The following is a 2,877-nucleotide window of genomic DNA, read 5'->3' on the forward strand; positions in this document are numbered from 1 at the left end:
GCTGATACTGGGCGCCGCGGGCGGAGGCTGGCTCTACATCGAGCACCTCAACAACAACCTCACCAAGGACGACCTGCACCTGGGCGACAACAAGCTGGAGAAGAGCCAGCCCAACGCCGCGGGCCAGGCCCCCATGAACATCCTGCTGCTGGGCTCCGACAGCCGGAACAGCGACGAGAACGTGCGGCTCGGCGGCGCCAGGGCCGACCGGGGACGGCCACCGCTGGCCGACGTCCAGATGCTGCTGCACGTCTCGGCGGACCGCAGCAACATGTCGGTGCTCTCCATCCCCCGCGACACCCGCGTCACCATCCCCAAGTGCACGGACCCCGACGACAACACGGTCTACGCGCAGCGCATCGACAAGATCAACGCCAGCCTGCAGAACGGCGGCCCCGGCTGCACGGTCGCCACCTGGGAGGAACTGACCGGCATCCCCATAGACCACTTCATGATGGTCGACTTCGCCGGTGTCGTCTCGATGGCCGACGCCGTCGGCGGGGTTCCCGTCTGCGTCGACCGCAACGTCCACGACCCCAAGTCCGGGCTGCGGCTGGAGGAGGGCGAGACGGTCGTCCGGGGCGAGGCGGCACTCCAGTGGCTCCGCACCCGGCACGGCTTCGAGGACGGCTCCGACCTCGGCCGGGCCAAGGCCCAGCACCTGTACATGAACGCGATGGTCCGCGAGCTGAAGGCCGGCACCAAGCTCACCAACCCCGGCAAGCTCCGCAACCTCGCCGAGCAGGCCACCAGGGCGCTCACCGTCGACACCGGCCTGGGCTCGGTGAAGCGGCTCTACGACCTCGGCGAGGACCTGCGCCGCGTCCCCACCAGGCGCATCACCATGGCGACCATGCCCTGGGTGTACTCGCAGGGCGGCAGCTACGTACTGCCCAAGGAAGGGGACGCCGAGAAGGTGTTCTCCATGATCCGCCACGACATCGCCCTCGACGGCCGTGACAAGGGCCGCAGGCTGCCGGACGAGTCCCCTGAGACCGGCGACCCCGCCGCGCCACCCGCCGAGATCGACGTCCGGGTGCTCAACGGCACCGGAACGGCCGCCCAGGCACCGGTCTCCGGCCGCGCCTCCCTGGTCGCCGGCCGGCTCCAGAACAAGGGCTTCACCCGCGCCTGGGCCGACACCACGCGGGTCTCCAAGTGGGACACCCAGATCAGCTACGGCTCGGCGGACCTGCGGGGCGACGCCCTCGCGGTCGCCGAAGCGCTGGGCATCCCCGCGAAGCTGGTGAAGCAGTCGGCGGCCGAGACCGGGATCACGCTCACCGTCGGCGCCGACTGGCGCGCGGGAGCCGACTACCCGCACGTGTCCACGTCCCCGACCCCGGGGGCCGGTCCCACCGGCCCGCCCGGCGCCGACGCCACCGCCGACCCGGCGGACTCCGCCGGCGAGGACGGCGCCGCCGACCACGAGGACGACAGCAAGGTGCCGGACAGTCTGGAAGGGCTGAACGGCGACGACAACTCGGCCTGCATGACGGTCAACCCCCGCTACAGCTTCTGAGCAGCCGCGCGGGCCGGGGCACGGCAGCCGCCGTGCCCCGGCCCGCTGACGCGGTACCTGACCCGCGCGGCGCTCAGGCGTGCTGCGGGGCGCGCGTCGAGGCGATCACCTTGCGGGCCAGCTTGCGCGGGCTGGTGAGGTAGCCCCAGCCCCACGACATGTGCATGGTGGCCAGCGCGAGCGGGATCCGGGCCCGGGCCGCCGCCGGCAGGCCGCGCCCGGCGGGCACCGAACCCGCCACGATCGCCGCCAGGTAACCGCCCGGCACGACAAGCGCCCACGGCGTGACCAGCACACCGGCCACCGTGCCCGCCGCGATGGCCAGCACGGCCGTCGGCGGCGCGAGGTAGCGCAGGTTGATCGACCCCGCGTGGTAGCGGGCGACGACGTGCCGCCAGCGCCCGTAGTTGCGGTACTGCTTGGCCAGCGCCCGCACGCTCGGCCGGGGCCGGTAGGACACCAGCAGCTCCGGCGAGAACCAGATGCGGCCGCCGTCCTGCCGGATGCGGAAGTTCAGCTCCCAGTCCTGCGCCCGGATGAACTCCTCGTTGTAGCCGCCGAGCTTCTCCAGCACCTCCCGCCGGAACACCCCGAGGTAGACGGTCTCGGCCTCACCGGCGGCGCCACCGGTGTGGAAGGCCGCGTTCCCGACGCCGATCCGGCTGGTCATCGCGGCGGCGACGGCCTGCTCCCAGTGGTTCTCGCCCTCGGCGTGCATGATGCCGCCGACGTTCGCCGCACCCGTCTCCTCCAGGAGCCGCACGGCGGTGCGGATGTAGCCCGGCGAGAGCATGCCGTGGCCGTCCACCCGGACGACCACCGGGTGCGAGGACGCCCGGATCGCCGCGTTCAGCCCGGCCGGGGTGCGGCCCGTCGGGTTCGGCACGGTGCGCACCCGCGGGTCCTCGGCGACCAGCTCCGCCGCGATCTCGTCCGTACGGTCCTCCGACGGCCCGAGCGCGATCACCACCTCCAGCTCACCCGCGTAGTCCTGTTCCAGGATGTGGCGGACCGAGGTGCGCAGATAGCGCTCCTCGTTGAGCACGGGCATGATCACCGAAACGGCGGGGAGGGCGGTGTGGTGCTGGTCTGCTGCGGAGGTCACCCGGTCACGTTACCGCGTACGGGGGAACGTCCCGCACGGCAGCCGGGCCCGGCGCCCGGCCGGGCTTACGGTGCACTCACCGCCGGGCACGGCCCCGGGGCACGCGGCGCTGTCGACGAGGTCAGCGCTGCCGGCGAGTCGGCGCTGCCGGCGCGGCCGGCGACGCGTGACACCCGGACGCGACGGCGCAGACCGCCCGCTCCGCCGCCTCGGAGGTGTCGCCCTTGCCCCCGTCGCCGCGTCCCCGCCC

Annotated in this window: 2 protein-coding genes; one reads left to right on the forward strand and one right to left on the reverse strand. The window is 73.1% G+C overall.

What is annotated here, in order from left to right; all coding sequences use genetic code 11:
* The first annotated feature begins 1 nt into the window (after nucleotide 1).
* Nucleotides 2-1,522, forward strand: coding sequence for an LCP family protein (locus GL263_RS24440; RefSeq protein WP_228456796.1), 1,521 nt, complete (start codon nucleotides 2-4; stop codon nucleotides 1,520-1,522).
* 73 nt (nucleotides 1,523-1,595) lie between these two features.
* Here GL263_RS24440 and GL263_RS24445 read toward each other — a convergent pair whose 3' ends face one another.
* Nucleotides 1,596-2,627, reverse strand: coding sequence for a glycosyltransferase family 2 protein (locus GL263_RS24445; RefSeq protein ID WP_323379545.1), 1,032 nt, complete (start codon nucleotides 2,625-2,627; stop codon nucleotides 1,596-1,598).
* Nucleotides 2,628-2,877 lie beyond the last annotated feature (250 nt).

Source organism: Streptomyces durbertensis, assembly GCF_014156695.1.
GTDB classification, from domain to species: domain Bacteria; phylum Actinomycetota; class Actinomycetes; order Streptomycetales; family Streptomycetaceae; genus Streptomyces; species Streptomyces durbertensis.